Here is an 18,888-nt window from a genome sequence, read left to right on the forward strand (position 1 = left end):
GGGACTGCAACAGAGCCTGACTACCTTCTCGTCTAGACAAGTTGGCCGACCTCCCCGGCCGCGCAGACGAGAGGGCAAGACATGAATGCGGCTATTCGAGTCGAGCGACTGAACAAGACCTTCGCCGGCAAGCAGGCGCTGTTCGACCTGGGCCTGGCAATACAGCCGGGCGAGATGGTGGCGCTGATCGGCGCGTCCGGTTCCGGCAAGTCCACGCTGTTGCGCCATCTGGCCGGCCTGGCCTGCTGCGACCGCACCGCCGGCGGGCGCATCGAGGTGCTCGGCCGCGAGGTGCAGGCCACCGGCCAGCTGCACGGCGAGGTGCGCCGCCTGCGCGCCGACATCGGCTACATCTTCCAGCAGTTCAACCTGGTCAACCGCCTCAGCGTGCTGGACAACGTCCTGCTCGGCTTTCTCGGGCGCATGCCGCGCTGGCGCGGATCGCTGGGCATGTTCAGCGACGAGCAGAAGCGCCAGGCCATGGCCGCACTGGAGCGCGTCGGCCTGGCCGAGCGCGCCGAGCAGCGTGCCTCGACGCTCTCCGGCGGCCAGCAGCAGCGGGTGGCGATCGCCCGTGCGCTGACCCAGCAGGCCGAGGTGATCCTCGCCGACGAACCCATCGCCTCGCTCGACCCGGAGTCGGCGCGCAAGGTCATGGAAATCCTCGCCGACATCAACCGCCAGGACGGCAAGACCGTGGTGGTGACCCTGCATCAGGTCGATTACGCCCTGCGCTACTGCTCCCGCGCCGTGGCGCTCAAGCACGGCCGCATCCACTACGACGGCCCCTCGGCGGCGCTCGGCGACCGCCTGCTCAACGACCTCTACGGCGCCGATCTGGACGCCAGCCTGCTGTTCTCCGACCGCGCCCGCAATGCCGAGCCGCGGCAGCTGCAGCTGGTCAACGGCTGAGCCCCACGCCACCCGACAACCAACGCCACACCCCAGGAGTGATCTCCATGTTGAAACGCTTCAGCCGCGCCCTTGCCGCCTCCACGCTGCTGGCCGGTGCCCTCGCCGGTACCGCGCAGGCCGCCGAGACCATCACCTTCGGCATCATTTCCACCGAGTCCTCGCAGAACCTGCGCAGCGTCTGGGACCCCTTCCTTGCCGACATGAGCAAGCAGACCGGCTACGAGGTGAAGGCCTTCTTCGCCCCCGACTACGCCGGGGTGATCCAGGGCATGCGCTTCGACAAGGTCGACCTGGCCTGGTACGGCAACAAGTCGGCGATGGAGGCGGTGGATCGCGCCGGCGGCGAAATCTTCGCCCAGACCGTCGCCGCGAACGGCAGCCCGGGCTACTACAGCCATCTGATCGTGCACAAGGACAGCGCCCTGAACTCGGTCGAGGACGTGCTGAAGAACGCCAAGAGCCTGACCTTCGCCAACGGCGACCCGAACTCCACCTCCGGCTACCTGGTGCCCGGCTACTACGTGTTCGCCAAGAACAAGGTCGACGCCAGCCAGGCCTTCAAACGCAGCCTCAACGGCAGCCACGAAGTGAACGCGCTGTCAGTGGCGAACAAGCAGGTCGATGTCGGCACCTTCAACAGCGAAGGCATGGAGCGCCTGGAGATCACCGCGCCGGACAAGGCCGCGCAACTGAAGATCGTCTGGACCTCGCCGCTGATCCCGGCCGACCCGCTGGTCTGGCGCAAGAACCTGAGCGACGAGCAGAAGAACAGGCTGCGCGAGTTCTTCATGAGCTACGGCGCCAAGCCGGCCGAGAAGGAAATTCTCGCCGCGCTGCAGTGGGCACCGTTCCGCGCCTCGGACAACGACCAGCTGCTGCCGATCCGCCAGCTGGAACTGTTCAAGAAGCGCAGCGAAGTCGCCGCCGACAGCAAGCTCTCCGACAGCGACCGCCAGGCGCAGCTGCAGGGCATCGACCAGGAGCTGGCCAAGCTGGAGCAGCGCATGGCCGAGCGCGAGCAGAAGAGCGCCGCCGCCAAGGCCAGCTGAGCAACGCCGGGCGTGGCGCGCTGGCGCCACGCTCCCGTCCGTGTCGTTTGTGAGAACCGAACATGACCACTCTGAGCACCACACCGCCACTGGCGGGCAACGACAAGCGCAGCTGGCTGCGCCTGCTCGGCTGGGGCCTGTGCCTGGCCGTACTGGCCTGGTCCTGGCAGGGCGCGGAGATGAATCCGCTGCTGCTGATCCGCGACAGCGCCAACATGGCGACCTTTGCCGCCGACTTCTTCCCGCCGGACTTCAGCAACTGGCAGCTGTACCTCAAGGAGATGGTCACCACGGTGCACATCGCCCTCTGGGGCACCCTGCTGGCGATCGTCTGCGCCATCCCGCTGGGGATTCTCAGCTCCGAGAACATCGTGCCCTGGTGGATCTACCAGCCGGTGCGCCGGCTGATGGATGCCTGCCGTTCGATCAACGAGATGGTCTTCGCCATGCTCTTCGTCGTCGCCGTCGGCCTCGGACCCTTCGCCGGCGTGCTGGCGCTGTGGATCAGCACCACCGGCGTGCTCGCCAAGCTGTTCGCCGAAGCGGTGGAAGCCATCGAGCCGGGCCCGGTGGAAGGCGTGCGTGCCACCGGCGCCAGTGCGCTGCAGGAAGTCATCTTCGGGGTGATTCCGCAGGTGCTGCCGCTGTGGATTTCCTACTCGCTGTACCGCTTCGAATCCAACGTGCGCTCGGCCACGGTGGTCGGCATGGTCGGCGCCGGCGGCATCGGCGTGATCCTCTGGGAAGCCATCCGCGGTTTCCAGTTCGGCCAGACCGCCGCCCTGCTGCTGATCATCATCGCCGTGGTGAGCCTGATCGACCTGCTCTCCCAGCGCCTGCGCAAGCTCTTCATCTGACGGAGGGGGGCGCTGTGCGCCTCTCGAAAACACCATGCAGTTGTCTAGACAACCCAGCGAACCGCTCTACCTCGAACTGGCCCAGGTGCTGCGTGGCGAGCTGCGCCACTACCGCATCGGCGACTTCCTCCCCGGCGAGATGCAGCTGGCGCGCCGCTTCGCGGTCAACCGCCACACCCTGCGCCGCGCCGTCGACGAGCTGATCAACGAAGGCCGCCTGCTGCGCCGCCAGGGCAAGGGCACCCAGGTGCTGCAACGCCCGCTGGTGTATCCGCTGCAGGCCGACAGCGCCTACAGCGATGCGCTGGCGGCCCTTGGCGTGCGCACCGAAGCGCGCCTGCTCGCGCGCCGTCAGCTCAGCGCCAGCGCCGAGGAAGCGCGCCACCTGCAACTGGCCGAGGGCGCCGCGCTGATCGAACTGAGCACCCTGCGCCTGCTCGACGGCGAGCCGGTCAGCCTGATCCGCCACCGCTACTGCGCCAGCCACACCGAGCTGCTCGCCGACTACCAGGGCGGTTCGCTGCGCCGCTACCTCGGCGAACGCGGCCTGCCGCTGACGCGCCGTTTCAGCCTGATCGGCGCGCGCCTGGCCGACCGTGACGAGGCCGCACAGCTGCTGATGCCGCTGCGCATGCCGCTGCTGTCGGTGTTCACCCTGTCCTGCGATGCCACCGGGCGACCGGTGGAGATCGCCCTTTCGGCCAGCCGTTCCGACCGCTTCCAGTACCAGGTCGCCACCTGATGGAGAACCCCATGCACACCCGCGAACAATCCCCGCGCCAGCGCTGGATGGCCGTGCTGGCCCGCGCCAGCGCCGCCGATCTGGCGCCTTTCGAGAGCGCCCTGCGCGACTGCGCCTACCAGCTGATCCGCCCGGCGGAAATCGGCATGACCCTGGTGCGCGGCCGCATGGGCGGCACCGGCGCGCCGTTCAACCTCGGCGAGATGAGCGTCACCCGCTGCGTGGTGCGCCTGGCCGATGGCAGCACCGGCTACAGCTACCGCGCCGGCCGCGACAAGCGCCAGGCCGAGCTCGCCGCGCTCGCCGATGCCCATCTGCAAGGCCCGCAACAGAGCCGCTGGCTCGCCGAGCTGATCGAACCGCTGGCCGTCGCGCAGGCCCGCCGTGCCGCGCACAAGGCTGCCGAAACCGCCACTACCCGCGTGGAGTTCTTCACGCTGCTGCGAGGAGAAGACTGATGAATCGCGCCCCATCCGACCTGTTGCAGGCCGCCTTCGCCGACCCGGTGCTGGACGCGCAGAAGTGCTTCCGCGCCGCGCTCAAGGCCCTGGCCGAGCCGGGCACGCGCCAGCCGCTGGTCAGCGTCGCCGCCGTCGACCATCTGCAGGCCGCCGGCTACGCGCTGTGCCTGAGCCTGTTGGATAACGACACGCCGCTGTGGCTGGCGCCGGCCTTTGACACCCCGGCGATCCGCGCCAACCTGGCCTTCCACTGTGGCTGCCCGATCGTCGAGGCGCGTGAGGAGGCGATGTTCGCCCTGCTCGACGCCGCGGCGCTTGACGACCTCTCCGGCTTCTACGCCGGCAGCGAACGCTACCCGGACCAGTCCTGCACGCTGCTGATCCAGCTCGACCGGCTCGACCGCGGCCCGGCGCTGAGCTGGCAGGGCCCGGGCATCGACGGCAGCCGCCTGGTCGGCCTGCCGCTGGCGCCGGCCTTCTGGCAGCAGCGCGCCGCACGCAACGACTTCCCGCGCGGGCTCGACGCACTGTTCTGCGCTGACGGCGAAGTGCTCGGCCTGCCGCGCAGCACGCGCATCGGCGATTCGCTGCGGGAGGTGGCCTGATGTACGTCGCAGTCAAGGGTGGCGAACAGGCCATCGACAACGCCCACGCGCTGCTGGCGAAGAAGCGCCGCGGCGATACCGGCATCGCCGAACTCGGCGTCGAGCAGATCCGCCAGCAGCTGCCGCTCGCCGTCGCGCGGGTGATGAGCGAAGGCTCGCTGTATGACGAAGAACTCGCCGCGCTGGCGATCAAGCAGGCCGCCGGCGATCTGGTCGAGGCGATCTTCCTCTTGCGCGCCTACCGCACCACGCTGCCGCGCTTCGCCGAAAGCCTGCCGCTGGACACCGGCGCCATGCAGCTCAGCCGGCGCATCTCGGCGACCTTCAAGGACGTGCCCGGCGGCCAGCTGCTCGGCCCGACCTTCGACTACACCCATCGCCTGCTGGATTTTGCCCTGCTCGCCGAAGGCGAACGTCCCGGCCCGCCGGTGGATGAAGGCGCCACGCTGGGCAACTGCCCGCGGGTACTCGGCCTGCTCGGTGAGGAAGGCCTGATGACCCCGGAGATCGACCGCGGCGAGCCGGTGCCGGACCTCACCCGCGAGCCGCTGGAGCTGCCCTGCAGCCGCGCCGAGCGCCTGCAGGCGCTGGCGCGCGGCGACGAGGGCTTTCTCCTGGCGCTGGGCTATTCGACCCAGCGCGGCTACGGCCGCAACCACCCGTTCGCCGGCGAGATTCGCATCGGCACCGCCGAGGTCTGGATCGAGCCGCAGGAGCTGGGTTTCCCGGTCTGCCTCGGCGAGATCGAGCTGACCGAGTGCGAGATGGTCAACCAGTTCGTCGGCGAGAGCGCCGCACAGGCGCAGTTCACCCGTGGCTACGGCCTGGCCTTCGGTTATGCCGAGCGCAAGGCGATGGGCATGGCGCTGGTCGACCGCGCGCTGCGTGCCGGCGAGTACGGCGAGGAGGTGCAGGGTCCGGCGCAGCAGGAGGAGTTCGTCCTGATGCACTGCGACAACGTCGAGGCTGCCGGCTTCGTCTCGCACCTGAAGTTGCCGCACTACGTCGACTTCCAGTCCGAACTGGAGCTGATCCGCAGGCTGCGCCAGCCGCAGGCCGAGCCGGCCGAAGCGCTCGCTGAAACGCCAGCGAAGGAGAAACGCGCATGAATGCCCACGCCATCCCCGCCAGCGAGGCGGGCTACAACTTCGCCTACCTCGACGAACAGACCAAGCGCATGATCCGCCGCGCGCTGCTCAAGGCGGTCGCCATTCCCGGCTATCAGGTGCCCTTCGGCGGCCGCGAGATGCCGCTGCCGTACGGCTGGGGCACCGGCGGCATGCAGCTGACCGCGGCCATTCTCGGCGCCGACGACGTGCTCAAGGTGATCGACCAGGGCGCCGACGACACCACCAACGCGGTGTCGATCCGCCGCTTCTTCGCCCGCACCGCCGGGGTCGCCACCACCGAGCGCACCCCCGCGGCGACGGTGATCCAGACCCGCCACCGCATCCCGGAAACCCCGCTCGCCGCCGGGCAGATCATGGTCTACCAGGTGCCGATTCCCGAGCCGCTGCGCTTCATCGAGCCGTCGGAAACCGAGACGCGCACCATGCACGCGCTGGCCGACTACGGCGTGATGCACGTGAAGCTCTACGAGGACATCGCCACCTTCGGCCACATCGCCACCAGCTACGCCTACCCGGTGACGGTGGACGGGCGCTACGTGATGGACCCGTCGCCGATTCCCAAATTCGACAACCCCAAGCTGGACTGCAGCCCGGCGCTGATGCTGTTCGGCGCCGGCCGCGAGAAGCGCCTCTACGCCGTGCCGCCGTACACCCGCGTGGTCAGCCTGGATTTCGAGGATCACCCCTTCCAGATCCAGCAGTGGGAGCAGAGCTGCGCCATCTGTGGCAGCGGCGATTCCTACCTCGACGAGCTGATCGTCGACGACGCCGGGACCAAGCAGTTCGTCTGCTCGGATACCGACTATTGCGCGCAGCGCGCCCAGCCCCAGGAGAGCCGCCCATGAGTGCCGCCGAACAATTGCTGCCCGCCGCGAGCGTCGCCACCGAGCCGCTGTTCGCGGTGCGCGACCTGACCCGCCTGTACGGCCCGGACAAGGGCTGCCAGGGCGTGTCCTTCGACCTCTACCCCGGCGAAGTGCTGGGCATCGTCGGCGAGTCCGGCTCGGGCAAGTCGACCCTGCTCTCGCTGCTCTGCGGGCGCTGCCCGCCGGATCGCGGCACGGTGCTCTACCGCGACGCTGCCGGCGACTGGCTCGACCTCTACGCCGCCAGCGAGGCCGAGCGGCGCACGCTGCTGCGCACCGAATGGGGCTTCGTCGAACAGAACCCGCGCGACGGCCTGCGCATGGGCGTTTCCGCCGGCGCCAACATCGGCGAACGGCTGATGGCCCAGGGCGTACGCCATTACGGCCAGCTGCGCGCCGCCGGGCTGGACTGGCTGCAACAGGTGGAGATCGACCCGGCGCGCATCGACGACCTGCCGCGGACCTTCTCCGGCGGCATGCAGCAGCGCCTGCAGATCGCCCGCAACCTGGTTTCCAGCCCGAAGCTGGTGTTCATGGACGAACCCACCGGCGGCCTCGACGTGTCGGTGCAGGCACGCCTGCTCGACCTCCTGCGCGGGCTGGTGCGCGAGCTGGACCTGGCGGTGGTGATCGTCACCCACGACCTCGCCGTGGCACGCCTGCTGGCCGACCGGCTGATGGTGATGCGCCGCTCGCGGGTGGTGGAGTCGGGTCTGACCGACCAGATCCTCGACGACCCGCAGCACCCCTACACGCAGCTCTTGGTGTCCTCGGTGCTGCAGCCATGAAGGAATCCGTCATGACGAACCTGATCGAGGTCCGTGACCTCGCCAAGACCTTCACCCTGCACCAGCAGCACGGCATCCGCCTGCAGGTGCTGCGCGGGCTGAACTTCACCGTCGCCGCCGGCGAGTGCCTGGTGCTGCACGGCCAGTCCGGCGCCGGCAAGTCGACCCTGCTGCGCACGCTGTACGGCAACTACCTGCCGGCCGGCGGCAGCATCCGTATCCGCCACGCCGGCGACTGGCTGGAGCTGGTCGGTGCCGAGCCACGCCAGGTACTCGCCGTGCGCCGGCAGACGCTGGGCTATGTCAGCCAGTTCCTGCGGGTGATCCCGCGGGTGCCGGCGCTGGAGGTGGTGATGGAACCGGCGCTGGCGCGCGGCTGGACGCGTGTCGATGCCGAGGCGCGGGCCAGGGCGCTGCTGACCCGGCTGAACATTCCCGAGCGGCTCTGGCAGCTGGCCCCCGGCACCTTTTCCGGCGGCGAGCAGCAGCGGGTCAACCTGGCGCGCGGCTTCATGGTCAGCTGGCCGGTGATGCTGCTCGACGAACCCACTGCCTCGCTGGACGAAGCCAACGCCGGCGTGGTGCTGGAGCTGATCGACGAAGCCAAGAACGCCGGCAGCGCGCTGATCGGCATCTTTCATGACCGCGCGATCCGCGAGGCCGTCGCCGACCGTTACCTGGACATGACGCAGGAGGACCTGGCCCATGCCAGCTGAACAGATACTCAGCAACGCCCGACTGGTGCTGGCCGATCAGCTGATCCACGGCAGCCTGCTGATCCGCGATGGCCTGATCGCCGACATCAGCGAGGGCGCCAGCAGCCTGCCGCAGGCCCAGGACCTGGGCGGCGATCTTCTGCTGCCGGGGCTGGTGGAACTGCACACCGACAACCTGGAAAAGCACATGAGCCCGCGTCCTGGCGTGGACTGGCCGTCCGCCTCGGCGGTGCTGACCCATGACGCACAGATCGTCGCCGCCGGCATCACTACGGTGTTCGATGCGCTGTCGATCGGCGATATCAATCCCAAGGGCAAGCGCATGCAGCAGCTCGGGGTGATGCTCGAGGCCATCGCCGAGGCCGAGGCGGCCGGGCAGACCCGCGCCGAACACCGCCTGCACCTGCGCTGCGAAGTCAGCCACCCGCAGTGCCTGGAGCTGTTCCGCGAGCTGGTCGAGCAGCCGCTGGTGCAGCTGGTCTCGGTGATGGACCACGCGCCTGGCCAGCGCCAGTTCGCGCGCATGGAGAAGTACCGCGAGTACTACATGGGCAAGTACCACCTGAGCCCGGCGGAGATGGATGCCTTCGTCAGCGAGCAGCTGGCCAACTCGGCGCGGCACAGCGACCAGCAGCGCGCCGCCATCGTCGATATCTGTCACAGCCGCGAACTGGCGCTGGCCAGCCACGACGACGCGACGCTCGATCATGTCGAGGAATCGGCCGGCTACGGCATGGCCATCGCCGAATTCCCGACCACCTTCGAAGCCGCCGAGGCCAGCCACGCGCGCGGGCTGAAGGTGCTGATGGGCGCGCCGAACATCGTCCGTGGCGGCTCGCACTCGGGCAATATCGCCGCTGCCGATCTGGCCCGGCGCGGCGTGCTGGACATCCTCTCCAGCGACTACTACCCGGCCAGCCTGCTGCAGGCCGCGCTGGGCCTGGCCGAACAGGACAACGGCTACAACCTGTCGCGCGCCATCGCCACCATCAGCCTGGCGCCGGCACGCGCGGCCGGGCTGGATGATCGCGGCGAGATCGCCGTCGGGCTGCGCGCCGACCTGGTGCAGGCGCAGCTGCACAAGGGCCAGCCGGTGATCGGCCAGGTCTGGCGCCAGGGCCGGAGGGTGTTCTGATGCAGTCGCACCGTGCAATGCTGGCCCATCCCGGGCGGGTTACCGCTACGATGCCGACACGTTCGCGTTCTTCTGCTGATGGAGGTGATCTGATGCAAGGCCGCCTGATCTACCTGATCGGCCCGTCCGGCGCCGGCAAGGACAGCCTGCTCGACGCTGCCCGCGCGCCGCTCGCCGAGCGCGGCGTGCGCATCGCCCGGCGGGTCATCACCCGTTCGGCCGAGGCGGTCGGCGAAGCCGCGCAGGCGGTGAGCGCCGAGGAGTTCGCACGGTTGGAAGCCGAGCAGGCCTTCGCCCTCGCCTGGCGTGCCAACGGGCTGGCCTACGGCATCCGCGCCGAGATCGACGCCTGGCTGGCGGCCGGCGAGGATGTGCTGGTCAATGGCTCGCGTGGTTACCTGGCCGAGGCGCGCCAGCGCTACCCGGACCTGCTGGCGGTGCTGCTGACCGTCGAGCAGGACGTGCTGCGCGAGCGCCTGCTGAATCGCGGACGGGAAACCCCGGAGCAGATCGAGGCGCGACTGGCGCGCAACGCGCTGTTCAGCGGCGAGCTGGACGACTACATCCGCCTGGACAATTCCGCCTCGCTGGCGCAGAGCGTCGAACGCCTGCTGCAGCTGCTCGACGAGCACCGCCAATGCGGCTGACCCTGCTCGGCACCGGCGATGCCGCGCAGCTGCCGGTGTACAACTGCGGCTGCCCAGCCTGCGCCCGCGCCTGGCGCGAACCGGCCTATCGCCGCGGTCCGTGCTGCGCGCTGATCGAATGCGCCGGCCAGCGCTGGCTGCTCGACAGCGGCCTGACCGATCTCGGCGAGCGCTTCGTCCCCGGTAGCCTCAGCGGCATCCTGCAGACGCACTACCACGCCGACCACGCCCAGGGTCTGCTGCAGCTGCGCTGGGGCACCGGGCTGCGCATTCCGGTACACGGCCCGGACGATCCCGCGGGCTTCGCCGATCTCTACAAGCACCCGGGTATCCTCGATTTCAGCCAGCCGTTCGCCGCCTTCGAGCGCCGTGCGCTGGGCACGCTGCGCGTCACGGCGCTGCCGCTGCAGCACTCGAAGCCGACATTCGGCTACCTGCTCGAAGGCGTCGGGCGCAAGATCGCCTATCTCACCGACACCCTCGGCCTGCCGGACGACACCCGCGCCTACCTGCAGGGCATCGCGCTCGACGTGCTGGTGCTCGATTGCTCGCAGCCGCCGCAGGAACCACCGCCGCGCAATCACAACGACCTGACCCGCGCGTTGCAGAGCGTCGAAGCACTGCAGCCGGCACAGGCCGTGCTGACCCACGTCGGTCATGCGCTGGATGCCTGGCTGATGGAACAGCCACGGGAACTGCCGGGCAACGTGCGGCTGGCGTACGACGGCATGATGCTCTAGCGCTTCGCAGATAGGCGTTTCCATGGACCCGAGGTTGGAGAAACACCGAGCCGCCTGCTCGCAACGCGTGGAAAACGCTGCGCGATTTTCCACCCTACGAGTGCCAATCCGATGGCGATGGCGATGGCGATGGCGATGGCGATGGCGGTCGTAGGGTGGATAACGCGAAGCTTATCCACCCTGGGTCCGTTGCATGGCGAAACGTCGGGCAGGGCCTCCGACGCGTGGAAAACGCTTCGCGGTTTTCCACCCTACGGCCATGAAGCATGGAGCGGATTCCGGGCTGACGCCGGCTAGCGCCCCGGCTGCGGCCGGAAACCCGGAACTGTACTGGGCCGTTCGACCCGCGCGGCGGGCAGCGAGCAGTTGAGATCGCGGAAGGCGCGCTCGTTGAGCCGCTGCCAGCCCTCGCCCGGGGAGGTCTGGCGGCAGATGACGGTGCCGTCGAGCTTGCTCTGCCACTGGTAGTACGGCGCTGGCGCGGCGTCGGCCAGCAGCGGCAACGACAGGCAGAGGAGCAACGGAAGCAGGCGCATGACAGGCTCGGGAGGGACGATGGCGCCACTCTAATCCATCGTCGGCGCCACGCAAGCACCGCCGGGCGCGCCGGGTATCGGCAAGAATCCGCCGATCACCGACGCAGCATGAGCGATTCTCCGCTTATCGGAACCCCGTCGCGGCGCCGCACGCCCGAGCTAGCGCAGTTTCGCCAGCTGGCACAGCACGTGCAAAGCCACCATGCCCGTTGCGATCACACGAACAAGAAAAGCCGCACGCCGCGCTCCGCTTCCCCGGGAAGCCTCCGCTCGCCGCCTCGTCTTTTCCTGTCCGCCGGCAACCTGCAGGGTTGCCGCCGATCGCCTATGGTCTACAGCGCCCGAATCCAATAACAACACGGAGAAACACCATGAGACTGACCAAGCGCATCAGCCTGCTGGCTGCCGCCGCAGCCTTCACGGCCAGCACCGCGGCCGTCGCCGCGCCGACCTTCATCAACATCCTCACCGGCGGCACCAGCGGGGTGTACTACCCCATCGGCGTGGCGCTGTCGCAGCAGTACAACAAGATCGACGGCGCCAAGACGTCGGTGCAGGCGACCAAGGCCTCGGTGGAAAACCTCAACCTGCTGCAGGCCGGGCGCGGCGAACTGGCGTTCGCCCTCGGTGATTCGGTGGACGATGCCTGGAACGGCGTCGAGGATGCCGGCTTCAAGGCGCCGCTCAAGCGCCTACGTGCCATCGCCGCGACCTACCCGAACTACATTCAGATCGTCGCCAGCCAGGAATCGGGCATCAAGACGCTGGAAGACCTCAAGGGCAAGCGCATCTCCGTCGGCGCGCCGAAGTCCGGCACCGAGCTGAACGCCCGCGCCATCTTCAAGGCCGCCGGGCTGAGCTACGAGGACATGGGCCGGGTGGAATTCATGCCCTACGCCGAGTCGGTCGAGCTGATCAAGAACCGCCAGCTGGATGCCACGCTGCAGTCCTCGGGCCTGGGCATGGCGGCGATCCGCGACCTAGCGTCGATGGTGCCGATCACCTTCGTGGCGATCCCGGCCGAGGTGGTGGAGAAGATCGGCAGCAGCGCCTATCAGGCCAAGGTGATCCCGGCCGGTACCTACGACGGCCAGGACGCCGACGTGCCGACCGCGGCGATCACCAACATCCTGGTCAGCCACGACAAGGTGTCCGACGAGGTGGCCTATCAGATGACCAAGCTGATGTTCGACAACCTCGATCGCCTGGTCAGTTCGCACTCCGCGGCCAAGGACATCAAGCTGGAGACCGCCACCGAAGGCCTGCCGATCCCGCTGCATCCGGGCGCCGAGCGTTTCTACAAGGAAGCCGGCGTGCTCAAGTAAGCACGTCCGCCGCCAGCCACCGCGCGATGCAGCCGGTGGCCGGCGGCCCTTGCGGAACCCGCAATGACACGCTGCCCGCGCCACGGGCAGCGTCCCCCGCATCGTCCGCTTGAAGCCCCGACGCTTGAAGCCGCTGTTCCGGAGAGTTCTCCATGAGCGAATCCAAAGGCCTGCACGCCAGCCCCAGCGAATGGCCGAAGGCGCTGTTCTACACGGCCCTGCTGTTTTCCACCTACCAGATCATCACCGCGGCCTTCCACCCGGTGTCCAGCCAGGTACTGCGCGCCGGCCACGTCGGTTTCCTGCTGCTGATGGTGTTCCTCTGCTACCCGGCGCGCGGCAACGACCGCCCGTGGCAGCCGATGGCCTGGCTGCTGGGCCTGGCCGGCATGGCCACGGCGTTCTACCAGTGGTACTTCGAGGCCGATCTGGTGCAGCGCTCCGGTGACCTGACGCAGACCGACCTGATCGTCGGCATCACCCTCACGGTGCTGGTGTTCGAGGCCGGGCGCCGGGTGATGGGCATCGCGCTGCCGCTGATCTGCGCGCTGTTCCTGGCCTACGGGCTGCTGGGCGAATACCTGCCGGGCGACTTCGCCCACCGTGGCTATGGTTTCGACCAGATCATCAACCAGCTGTCGTTCGGTACCGAGGGTTTCTACGGCACGCCGACCTACGTCTCGGCGACCTACATTTTCCTGTTCATCCTGTTCGGCTCGTTCCTCGAGCAGGCCGGGATGATCAAGCTGTTCACCGACTTCGCGATGGGCCTGTTCGGGCACAAGACCGGCGGTCCGGCCAAGGTCTCGGTGGTGTCCTCGGCGCTGATGGGCACCATCACCGGCTCGGGCGTGGCCAACGTGGTCACCACCGGCCAGTTCACCATCCCGCTGATGAAGCGCTTCGGCTACAAGCCAGCCTTCGCCGGCGCGGTGGAGGCCACCGCGAGCATGGGCGGGCAGATCATGCCGCCGGTGATGGGCGCGGTCGCCTTCATCATGGCCGAAACCATCAATGTGCCTTACGTGGAAGTCGCCAAGGCAGCACTGATTCCGGCGATGCTGTACTTCTTCGCGGTGTTTTGGATCGTGCACCTGGAGGCACGCAGCAAGGGCCTCAAGGGCCTGCCGAAAGACCAGTGCCCGAGCGCCTGGGCATCGGTCAAGGAGCGCTGGTTCCTGCTGGTGCCGCTGGCGGTGCTGGTGTTCCTGCTGTTTTCCGGCCGCACGCCGATGTTCTCCGGCACGGTGGGCCTGGCGCTGACGGCCATCGTCATCCTCGGCTCGGCGATCATCCTCAAGGCCAACAGCTTCTGGCTGCGCGCGGTGTTCTGGATCGCCCTGGGCGTGCTCTGCGCCGGCTTCTTCCAGCTCGGCATCGGGGTGATCTTCGGCGTCATCGGTGCGCTGGTGGTGGCCTGCTGGTTCATCAAGGGCGGTCACGACACCCTGCGCGCCTGCCTGTACGCCCTGGTCGAGGGCGCACGCCACGCGATCCCGGTGGGTATCGCCTGTGTGCTGGTGGGGGTGATCATCGGCATCGTTTCGCTGACCGGCATCGCCAGTACCTTCGCCGGCTACATCCTGGCCATCGGCGAGAACAACCTGTTCCTCTCGCTGCTACTGACGATGCTGACCTGCCTGGTGCTGGGCATGGGCATTCCGACGATTCCCAACTACATCATCACCAGCGCCATCGCCGCGCCGGCGCTGGAGCAGCTGGGCGTGCCGCTGATCGTCTCGCACATGTTCGTCTTCTACTTCGGGCTGATGGCCGACCTGACGCCGCCGGTCGCGCTGGCCTGCTTCGCCGCGGCACCGATCGCGCGCGAGAACGGCTTCAAGATCAGCCTGTGGGCGATCCGCATCGCCGCCGCCGGCTTCGTGGTGCCGTTCATGGCCGTCTACGACCCGGCGCTGATGATGCAGGGCGACAGCTGGCTGGCCACGGCGTACATGGTGGTCAAGACGGTCTTCGCGGTGTGCCTGTGGGGCATGGCGGTTACCGGCCACCTGAGCCTACGCATGCCGATCTGGGAGCGCCTGTGGGCGTTCGCCGCTGGCGTCGCGCTGATTCTGGCCATGCCGGTCAGTGATGAGATCGGCTTCGTGCTGGGCATTGCGCTGCTGGCGCAGCATGTCTGGCGCGCCCGTCGCACCGAGCGGCTGGCAACGGCGTGATCGGCCTCTGCCTGGGCCTGGCCGGTGTGGTGTGGGCGCAACTGCCCACACCCGCCTTCACCCTGGCGTGGAACCACACCATCGAGAAGATCCGCTGGGAAGAGGACTACCGCGTCACGGCGGACGGCCTGCTGCTCGGCGAAGCGCGGATCAAGGGTTCGGGGGCCGGCATGGAAGCGCCGGAAGGTGCCGAACTGCGCAACGGCGCCTGGCACTACCGGCGCCAACTGCCGGCGCTGCAGCCGCTGCGCGTCGGCCGCACGCCCGAGGCCGGTGACTACCAGCTGTGCTTCGACGGGCAGTGCCACGCGCTGAGCGAATGGCTCGGCCCGCCGCGCGCCGACCGACCGGGGCTGGAGCTGTGGAGCTGCGAGGTGGCGCGGCGATCCTGAGCCTCGGCGGTGGATCGTTAAAGCGTTGCCTACCCTACGCTCCTGCTCAGACCGCCAGCTCCACTTCCCGCCGCAACGCCGCGTGCTGCCGCGCACGGCGCTTGCGCCACCAGATCACCACGCCGGTCACCGACAGCACGGCAATCGCCACGCCGAGCACGGCGATCAGGATGCGCCCCGGCAGGCCGAGGATGCGTCCGCCGTGGATCGCCGGTTGCAGCAGGTGAAACTGCTGGCCCAGCGTGCCCTGGCCGGGGATTTCCTGACCGAGCAGCCGCGTGCCGTCGGTGCCGTGGAAGAACAGCCAGGCGTTGCCCTGGTTGCTGTCGTGCGCACCGAAACCGGCGCCGTAGAAGTTGTACTCGAAGCTGTAGTACAGCTCGGTGATCGGCTCGCGCAGGCCCAGCGTCGCCGCGTGCTGCATGGCGTAGTCGTAGGCCTGATGGAAGTCGTAGGCGGTGCTGCCCAGCTGCTCGGCCGGCAGCCGCCCGCGCGCCTCGTAGACGCTCGGCTCCACCGCGGAGAACAGCGAGACCACCGGCTTGAACACCTGCTCCGGCAGGTTCATCGCCACGCTGCTGACCGCCACTGGCGTCAGCAGCAGCCACAGCCACAGGCCGCCGGCGCGGTGCACGTCGTGGTTCAGGCGCTGGCGCTTGATCTTCCAGGCCGTCCACCACTTGCCGAAGAACGGCCGGCCGCGCGGCAAGGTCAGCAGCAGCGAGACCAGGCAGTCGATCACCCAGGCGATCGCCACCAGGCCCATCAGCCACAGCCCCCAGTTGCCGGGCAGCGCAAGGTTGTAGTGGAACTCGAGCAGGAACGGCACCAGATTCTTGCGCGAGAAGCAGCACTCGCCCCAGTAGCGCGTGCCCACCGTCTCGCCGGTCACGGTGTCGAGGTAATGCACCACCGGGCGCTCGGCAAAGGGCTTGCCGGTGGCCGGATCGTTGCGCGGCACCAGGGCCAGCAGCGCGGCGTGGCCCGGTTCGTCCGCGAACTCCATGTACCAGACCTGCAGGCGCGGGTTGGCCGCCTCGACGCGCTCGACCAGCGTGCCCGGCGTCAGCAGCGGACCGTCACTGGCGGTGTGGTAGAACTCCGGGTTCAACCACTCGTCCAGCTCGTGATGAAAGGCCAGCACGCTGCCGGTGAGGCCGGCGAGAAACAGGAACAGCGCGGTCGCAAGGCCGACGTAGCGGTGCAGCAGCACGAGGATCGGGCGCATCGGCGGTCTCCGTTTGCAGAAAGCACAAGGCCGCCGCCCCTTGGGAGCCGGCGGCCGCTGGGGGCGTTCAGAAGTCGTAGGTCACGGTGGCCATGACGTTGCGCGCCTCGCCGTAGTAGCACTGGCTGAGGCTGTTGCACGCGGCGACGTACTTCTCGTCGGTGAGGTTGTTCAGGTTCAGGCGCACGCCGACCCCCTGCAGCCCGACGCGCGACAGGTCATAGCCGAGCATGGCGTCGTACAGCGTGTAGGACGGGATGTGCAGGGTGTTCTCCGCATCGGCCCAGCTCTTGCCGAAGTAGCGCGCGCCACCGCCGATCTGCAGGCCGGCCAGCGGTCCCTGATCGAACCTGTAGTCGGCCCACAGCGAAGCCATGTTGCGCGCCACGGCGTTGGGCCGGTTACCGCGGTTGTTCACCCCGGCGGCGCCGGTGAAGTCCTTGGAATACTCGACGTCCATGTAGGTGTAGCTGGCGATCAGGTTGACCTGCTCCACCGGTTTCAGACGCGCCTCGACTTCCACGCCCGTGGAGGTCAGCTCGCCGACCGCGCGGTAGAAGTTCTCGTTGGAATCCTTGTTCGCCAGGTTGGACTGTTTCAGGTCGAACCAGGAGATGGTGTACAGATCATCGGTGCCCAGCGGCTGGTACTTCAGGCCGACCTCGACCTGCTCGCCCTCGGTGGGATCGAGCAACGCGATGTCGTAGACGCCCGGTGCAACCTCGTTGTACGCCGCGGTGGCGTTGGGGTTGAACGACTCGGAGTAGCTGGCATACGGCGACAGGCCGTTGTCGAAGGCGTAGAGCACGCCGACGCGGCCGGTGAACTGCTCGAGCTTGGCGTTATCGGCCTGATCGCCGTAGCTCGCATCCTCGGTATGGTCGAACGACACATCCACCCAGTCCTGACGCATGCCCAGCGAGAAGCGCCAGTTGCCCAGGCTGATCAGGTCCTGCACATACAGGCCGGTCTGCTCCAGCTCGCGGGTCTCGTCGTACTGGTGGTAGAACACCGGGCTGCCGACGCCGACTGCGCCGCTGTAAGGGTTGATCGGCGCCAGGCCGTAGCCGGCGTCGTAGGCGACCTTCGCCTTGCGCCGCTGATAGTCGAGGCCGGTCACCAGGGTGTGGCTGAGCGCGCCGGTATCGAAGAGAAACTGCAGCTGGTTGTCGATCGTCCAGGCGTGCAGCGCCTCGTCGGCACCGGTGTAGTAGCGCACCAGCTCGTCGGCCGTCGCGTAGCCGTACTGGTAGACCTGGCCGGATTCCACGGTCGAGTCGAGGTACTGGAAGTTCTGCCGCGCCGAAACCACGTCGTTGAAGCGATGCTCCAGCTGATAGCCGATCATCTGCTGGTCGCGCTCGAACTGCTCGTAATCCTCGTCGCCCTCGAAGAAGCTGCGCGAAATGCGCTGGCCGTTGTGCGAGGTCACCGTGCCGTCCGCCGGCAGGCCACCGTGATAGCCGCTCTCGGGGTCCTTCTGCAGCATCGCCAGCAGGGTCAGGCGGGTGTCGTCGGTGAAGTCGATGCTCACCGACGGCATCACCGCGTAGCGCTGTTCTTCGATGCCATCGACCTGGTTGTCGGCATCCTTGACCACACCCGCGAGGCGATAGGCGATGCGCTCGTCCTCCAGCGGCCCGGTGAAATCGAACGCGGTCTGCTTGTAGTCGTGGCTGCCGTAGGAGAACTGCAGCTGGCGACGGGTTTCGTGCTGCGGCTTCTTGGTAGTCATCGCCACCAGCCCGCCGGGCAGGCTGCGGCCGTAGAGCACCGAGGACGGCCCCTTGAGGATGTCGATGCGCTCGATGAAGTATGGATCGACCTGCAGGCTGCTGTAGGTGCCGCTGTCACCGAGCAGCTTCTGCCCGTCGAGGTAGAGGTTGTCCACCGAACCATCGGTGATGCCGCGCATGGCGACATAGTCGTAGCGGGTCGTCGCGCCGTAGGGCGTGCTCATCAGGCCCGGCGTGTAGCGCACCGCCTGGGCGATGGAGCGCGAGCCCTGATCCTCGATCTGCTGGCGGGTGACCACCGAGACGGTCTGCGAGGTTTCCACCAGCGGCATGCTGGTCTTGGTCGCCACGCTGCTGTGGGTGGCGCTGTAGCCGTCCATCTCGCCCAGCGCGTTGCCCAGGGCGAAGCCCTGCACGGTCATCGGCTGCAACTCGACCGCACCGGTTTCGCTGGCGCGGCGGACCAGCGAGTAAGTGCCCTGGCTGTCGCGCACCGCCTGCAGGCCGCTGCCGGCAAGCAGTGCGGCAAAGCCATCGTCGACACCGTACTGGCCGCGCAGACCGTCCGACTGCAGGCCCTGCAGCAGGCTGCCATCCACCGACAGCAGCACGCCGGCCTCGCCGGCGAAACGGCTCAGCACGCTGGACAGCGCGCCGGCGGGAATGTCGTAGCGGCTCTGCGCCTGCTGGCTCGAAGCCGGTTCGGTGGCGCTCGCCAGGCCGGACAGCGTGGCCGTCAGCGGCAGGCAGAACAGGGTGGCGCGGATGGCGCGCGCAAGCACGCGCGGACGATGGGGGGCTGAACGCATGAAAAAATCCCTAGTGGTGAGGACCGGCACA

Annotated in this window: 19 protein-coding genes; 16 read left to right on the forward strand and 3 right to left on the reverse strand. The window is 68.2% G+C overall.

Annotation, left to right across the window (positions count from 1 at the left end):
- Positions 1-81 precede the first annotated feature (81 nt).
- The 13 genes from phnC to phnP all read left to right on the forward strand — a co-directional run bounded on the left by phnC (position 82) and on the right by phnP (position 10,651).
- Positions 82-912 (forward strand): phosphonate ABC transporter ATP-binding protein, encoded by an 831-nt coding sequence (gene phnC, locus U8L64_RS18710; protein WP_333398473.1) that lies wholly within the window; start codon positions 82-84, stop codon positions 910-912.
- Positions 913-959: 47 nt separating this feature from the next.
- Positions 960-1,964 carry a phosphonate ABC transporter substrate-binding protein gene (phnD, locus tag U8L64_RS18715; RefSeq protein WP_333398474.1) on the forward strand — a complete coding sequence of 335 codons (1,005 nt, stop codon included), beginning with the start codon at positions 960-962 and terminating at the stop codon, positions 1,962-1,964.
- Positions 1,965-2,026: 62 nt separating this feature from the next.
- Positions 2,027-2,821, forward strand: a complete 795-nt coding sequence (phnE, locus tag U8L64_RS18720; RefSeq protein ID WP_333398475.1) for a phosphonate ABC transporter, permease protein PhnE — start codon at positions 2,027-2,029, stop codon at positions 2,819-2,821.
- A 34-nt stretch (positions 2,822-2,855) separates the two neighbouring features.
- On the forward strand, positions 2,856-3,563 hold the full coding sequence (phnF, locus tag U8L64_RS18725) for a phosphonate metabolism transcriptional regulator PhnF (RefSeq protein ID WP_333398476.1): 708 nt from the start codon (positions 2,856-2,858) through the stop codon (positions 3,561-3,563).
- 11 nt (positions 3,564-3,574) lie between these two features.
- On the forward strand, positions 3,575-4,021 hold the full coding sequence (gene phnG / locus U8L64_RS18730; RefSeq protein ID WP_333398477.1) for a phosphonate C-P lyase system protein PhnG: 447 nt from the start codon (positions 3,575-3,577) through the stop codon (positions 4,019-4,021).
- Positions 4,021-4,629 (forward strand): phosphonate C-P lyase system protein PhnH, encoded by a 609-nt coding sequence (phnH, locus tag U8L64_RS18735; RefSeq protein WP_333398478.1) that lies wholly within the window; start codon positions 4,021-4,023, stop codon positions 4,627-4,629. Before phnG ends, phnH begins: the two co-directional genes overlap by 1 nt.
- Positions 4,629-5,738: a carbon-phosphorus lyase complex subunit PhnI gene (locus U8L64_RS18740; RefSeq protein WP_333398479.1), complete on the forward strand. Its 1,110-nt coding sequence runs from the start codon at positions 4,629-4,631 to the stop codon at positions 5,736-5,738. The genes phnH and U8L64_RS18740 overlap by 1 nt, the downstream gene beginning before the upstream one ends.
- A complete protein-coding gene (locus tag U8L64_RS18745) occupies positions 5,735-6,604 on the forward strand; it encodes an alpha-D-ribose 1-methylphosphonate 5-phosphate C-P-lyase PhnJ (RefSeq protein WP_234303007.1) in 870 nt (289 codons plus the stop codon). The genes U8L64_RS18740 and U8L64_RS18745 overlap by 4 nt, the downstream gene beginning before the upstream one ends.
- A complete protein-coding gene (gene phnK, locus U8L64_RS18750; RefSeq protein ID WP_043295050.1) occupies positions 6,601-7,413 on the forward strand; it encodes a phosphonate C-P lyase system protein PhnK in 813 nt (270 codons plus the stop codon). Before U8L64_RS18745 ends, phnK begins: the two co-directional genes overlap by 4 nt.
- An 11-nt stretch (positions 7,414-7,424) precedes the next feature.
- On the forward strand, positions 7,425-8,129 hold the full coding sequence (phnL, locus tag U8L64_RS18755) for a phosphonate C-P lyase system protein PhnL (protein ID WP_333398480.1): 705 nt from the start codon (positions 7,425-7,427) through the stop codon (positions 8,127-8,129).
- A complete protein-coding gene (locus U8L64_RS18760; RefSeq protein ID WP_333398481.1) occupies positions 8,119-9,264 on the forward strand; it encodes an alpha-D-ribose 1-methylphosphonate 5-triphosphate diphosphatase in 1,146 nt (381 codons plus the stop codon). The genes phnL and U8L64_RS18760 overlap by 11 nt, the downstream gene beginning before the upstream one ends.
- A gap of 92 nt (positions 9,265-9,356) precedes the next feature.
- Positions 9,357-9,911 carry a phosphonate metabolism protein/1,5-bisphosphokinase (PRPP-forming) PhnN gene (gene phnN / locus U8L64_RS18765; protein WP_054094292.1) on the forward strand — a complete coding sequence of 185 codons (555 nt, stop codon included), beginning with the start codon at positions 9,357-9,359 and terminating at the stop codon, positions 9,909-9,911.
- Positions 9,902-10,651 (forward strand): phosphonate metabolism protein PhnP, encoded by a 750-nt coding sequence (phnP, locus tag U8L64_RS18770; protein ID WP_054094291.1) that lies wholly within the window; start codon positions 9,902-9,904, stop codon positions 10,649-10,651. The genes phnN and phnP overlap by 10 nt, the downstream gene beginning before the upstream one ends.
- A gap of 293 nt (positions 10,652-10,944) precedes the next feature.
- On the opposite strand, the gene U8L64_RS18775 is transcribed toward phnP, so the two are convergent.
- The gene (locus U8L64_RS18775; RefSeq protein ID WP_043295042.1) at positions 10,945-11,187 is read right to left on the reverse strand and encodes a hypothetical protein; all 243 of its coding nucleotides are present in this window, start codon (positions 11,185-11,187) and stop codon (positions 10,945-10,947) included.
- A 371-nt stretch (positions 11,188-11,558) separates the two neighbouring features.
- Between U8L64_RS18775 and U8L64_RS18780 the strand changes: the two genes are divergently transcribed.
- The 3 genes from U8L64_RS18780 to U8L64_RS18790 all read left to right on the forward strand — a co-directional run bounded on the left by U8L64_RS18780 (position 11,559) and on the right by U8L64_RS18790 (position 15,084).
- Positions 11,559-12,512, forward strand: coding sequence for a TAXI family TRAP transporter solute-binding subunit (locus U8L64_RS18780; RefSeq protein WP_043295040.1), 954 nt, complete (start codon positions 11,559-11,561; stop codon positions 12,510-12,512).
- Positions 12,513-12,664: 152 nt separating this feature from the next.
- Positions 12,665-14,692: a TRAP transporter permease gene (locus U8L64_RS18785; RefSeq protein WP_043295037.1), complete on the forward strand. Its 2,028-nt coding sequence runs from the start codon at positions 12,665-12,667 to the stop codon at positions 14,690-14,692.
- Complete coding sequence (locus U8L64_RS18790; RefSeq protein WP_043295035.1) at positions 14,689-15,084, forward strand: DUF1850 domain-containing protein; 396 nt, start codon at positions 14,689-14,691, stop codon at positions 15,082-15,084. Before U8L64_RS18785 ends, U8L64_RS18790 begins: the two co-directional genes overlap by 4 nt.
- Positions 15,085-15,130: 46 nt before the next feature.
- Here U8L64_RS18790 and U8L64_RS18795 read toward each other — a convergent pair whose 3' ends face one another.
- Both U8L64_RS18795 and U8L64_RS18800 read right to left on the reverse strand, forming a co-directional pair.
- Positions 15,131-16,312: a PepSY-associated TM helix domain-containing protein gene (locus tag U8L64_RS18795; protein ID WP_333398482.1), complete on the reverse strand. Its 1,182-nt coding sequence runs from the start codon at positions 16,310-16,312 to the stop codon at positions 15,131-15,133.
- A 67-nt stretch (positions 16,313-16,379) separates the two neighbouring features.
- On the reverse strand, positions 16,380-18,857 hold the full coding sequence (locus tag U8L64_RS18800; protein ID WP_333398483.1) for a TonB-dependent siderophore receptor: 2,478 nt from the start codon (positions 18,855-18,857) through the stop codon (positions 16,380-16,382).
- Positions 18,858-18,888: the final 31 nt, after the last annotated feature.

This window comes from Pseudomonas sp. FIP_A4 (assembly GCF_036701605.1).
Taxonomy (GTDB): domain Bacteria; phylum Pseudomonadota; class Gammaproteobacteria; order Pseudomonadales; family Pseudomonadaceae; genus Stutzerimonas; species Stutzerimonas phenolilytica.

Bases quoted from the DNA above. Each gene is read 5' to 3' on its own strand.
- phnC (WP_333398473.1), top strand. From the start codon at position 82: ATGAATGCGGCTATTCGAGTCGAGCGACTGAACAAGACCTTCGCCGGC.
- phnD (WP_333398474.1), top strand. From the start codon at position 960: ATGTTGAAACGCTTCAGCCGCGCCCTTGCCGCCTCCACGCTGCTGGCC.
- phnN (WP_054094292.1), top strand. From the start codon at position 9,357: ATGCAAGGCCGCCTGATCTACCTGATCGGCCCGTCCGGCGCCGGCAAG.
- phnL (WP_333398480.1), top strand. From the start codon at position 7,425: ATGACGAACCTGATCGAGGTCCGTGACCTCGCCAAGACCTTCACCCTG.
- U8L64_RS18740 (WP_333398479.1), top strand. From the start codon at position 4,629: ATGTACGTCGCAGTCAAGGGTGGCGAACAGGCCATCGACAACGCCCAC.
- U8L64_RS18795 (WP_333398482.1), bottom strand. From the start codon at position 16,312: ATGCGCCCGATCCTCGTGCTGCTGCACCGCTACGTCGGCCTTGCGACC.
- phnH (WP_333398478.1), top strand. From the start codon at position 4,021: ATGAATCGCGCCCCATCCGACCTGTTGCAGGCCGCCTTCGCCGACCCG.
- phnP (WP_054094291.1), top strand. From the start codon at position 9,902: ATGCGGCTGACCCTGCTCGGCACCGGCGATGCCGCGCAGCTGCCGGTG.
- U8L64_RS18800 (WP_333398483.1), bottom strand. From the start codon at position 18,857: ATGCGTTCAGCCCCCCATCGTCCGCGCGTGCTTGCGCGCGCCATCCGC.
- U8L64_RS18760 (WP_333398481.1), top strand. From the start codon at position 8,119: ATGCCAGCTGAACAGATACTCAGCAACGCCCGACTGGTGCTGGCCGAT.
- U8L64_RS18745 (WP_234303007.1), top strand. From the start codon at position 5,735: ATGAATGCCCACGCCATCCCCGCCAGCGAGGCGGGCTACAACTTCGCC.
- phnK (WP_043295050.1), top strand. From the start codon at position 6,601: ATGAGTGCCGCCGAACAATTGCTGCCCGCCGCGAGCGTCGCCACCGAG.
- phnE (WP_333398475.1), top strand. From the start codon at position 2,027: ATGACCACTCTGAGCACCACACCGCCACTGGCGGGCAACGACAAGCGC.
- phnG (WP_333398477.1), top strand. From the start codon at position 3,575: ATGCACACCCGCGAACAATCCCCGCGCCAGCGCTGGATGGCCGTGCTG.
- U8L64_RS18775 (WP_043295042.1), bottom strand. From the start codon at position 11,187: ATGCGCCTGCTTCCGTTGCTCCTCTGCCTGTCGTTGCCGCTGCTGGCC.
- U8L64_RS18780 (WP_043295040.1), top strand. From the start codon at position 11,559: ATGAGACTGACCAAGCGCATCAGCCTGCTGGCTGCCGCCGCAGCCTTC.
- U8L64_RS18785 (WP_043295037.1), top strand. From the start codon at position 12,665: ATGAGCGAATCCAAAGGCCTGCACGCCAGCCCCAGCGAATGGCCGAAG.
- phnF (WP_333398476.1), top strand. From the start codon at position 2,856: ATGCAGTTGTCTAGACAACCCAGCGAACCGCTCTACCTCGAACTGGCC.